The 1,655-nt window shown below is 62.6% G+C and carries 2 protein-coding genes; both read right to left on the bottom strand.

Annotated elements, in window-relative coordinates; all coding sequences use genetic code 11:
- The coding region (locus RMQ73_RS02430; RefSeq protein ID WP_310496393.1) for an SDR family oxidoreductase at positions 1-680 on the bottom strand (680 nt) is incomplete at its 3' end.
- The gene (locus RMQ73_RS02425; RefSeq protein WP_310496392.1) at positions 677-1,576 is read right to left on the bottom strand and encodes a YihY/virulence factor BrkB family protein; all 900 of its coding nucleotides are present in this window, start codon (positions 1,574-1,576) and stop codon (positions 677-679) included. The genes RMQ73_RS02430 and RMQ73_RS02425, both read right to left, overlap by 4 nt.
- Between the last annotated feature and the right edge of the window lie 79 nt (positions 1,577-1,655).

Here is a 1,655-nt window from a genome sequence, read left to right as displayed (position 1 = left end):
CCGCCGACATCCTCGATGGTGACATTGCGGCGCAGCGGCGAATTATACTCGTTCCATTTCAGGATATAGCGGAAATCACCGATACCGCTGGCGGCGAGCGTCTTGATAGGGCCGGCGCTGATGGCGTTGACGCGGACATTCTGCGGCCCAAGATCCATCGCCAGATATTTGACGCTGGTTTCCAGCGCCGCTTTGGCAACGCCCATGACGTTGTAGTGCGGAATGACCTTTTCGGCGCCGTAATAGCTGAGCGTCAGCAGCGAGCCACCGTTCGGCATCATCGTGATGGCCCGCTGGGCGATGGCGGTGAAGCTGAACACGCTGACGTTCATGGTCAGCAGAAAATTGTCGAGGCTGGTATCGACATAGCGGCCGCGCAGTTCGTTCTTGTCAGAAAATCCGATGGCGTGGACGACGAAATCGATTGTCCCCCATTCGGCCTTGAGCGCGTCGAACATCGCATCGATGCTGGCCATGTCGGTGACATCGCAAGGGTAGAGCCGGGCAACGCCCAGCCCCTCTGCCAACGGGCGCACGCGCTTTTCCAGCGCCTCACCCTGGAACGAGAACGCCAGTTCGCCGCCCTGTGCAGCGATGGCCTTGGCAATGCCCCAGGCGAGGCTGCGATCATTGGCGACACCCATGATGAGCCCGCGCTTGCCCTGCATCAGATTGTTCATTGCAGCTCCGTGTCAAAAGTCCGTGACTCGGTCTTTAACGATATTTGCCGGTCCTTGGCGAGTGCGGCGTTCAAATGCGCGCCAACGACCAGCCCGAGCCCGATGATATAGAAAAACAGCAATGCGATGATGACCCCGGCAAGGCTGCCATAGGTCATCGCATAGCCGCCAAACAGCGTCACCGTGCGGGGCAGCAACCACGAGGTAATCGCCCATGTCAGCGTTGTCACCAATGCGCCCGGCCATGTCGGGCAACCGATCATGTTGAAGCGCCGGGGCGTCAGCAGCGTGAACGCGCCCCACAGCGCCGCCATCAGCACAAGCATGGGCAACAGCCGCGACAACGCAAGCATCGCCGGCTGCATCGCGCCGGGCATGAGGCCCGCAACAAACGCCTCGGCACCGCCCAGCACGACCTGCGCCGCCAGCGCGGCCAGCATCGCCAGAACGGCGGCAAACACCAACGCCAGCCCGATCAGCCGGTATCGCCAGGCCTGGCGGTGATAGGGCGCACGATAGGCACGGCGGATGATGGCGCGCAGGTTTTCGACAAAGCCGCTGACCGTCCAGATGGTCACGATGATACCGAATGTGACAACACCGCCGGATGTGCGCGCCTGGATGACATCGACAATGGGCGCGGCGACCAGAGCCGCCACATCTGCCGGCAGTGCGCCCAGAAACGCCTGCACGGCACGTAGGCCATCCTCGGTGCGGCCAACCGCGCCGGCGACCACCGCGATCAGGATGAAAAAGGGAAACACCGTGACCAGCGACAGATAGGCGATGTTGCCGGCATGGGTGAAGCCGTCGTCCCAGGTGCCGGCGACAGTGTCCTTCAGCACGGCATACAGCCGGGAATAGCGGATCAGCAGGCGGCGCACGCCATCAGGCACGGCCGCGGCCCCCCAGCGTCACAGGTCGAAGTCGCGCCGGATTTCCCGGCCATCGACCCATTTGCCGACGAATTCCTTG

It is taken from the genome of Sandarakinorhabdus sp. (genome assembly GCF_031430775.1).
Taxonomy (GTDB): Bacteria; Pseudomonadota; Alphaproteobacteria; order Sphingomonadales; family Sphingomonadaceae; genus Sandarakinorhabdus.
The sequence above is the reverse complement of the archived record's forward strand: the minus strand, read 5'-3'. Positions and strand labels throughout refer to the sequence as shown.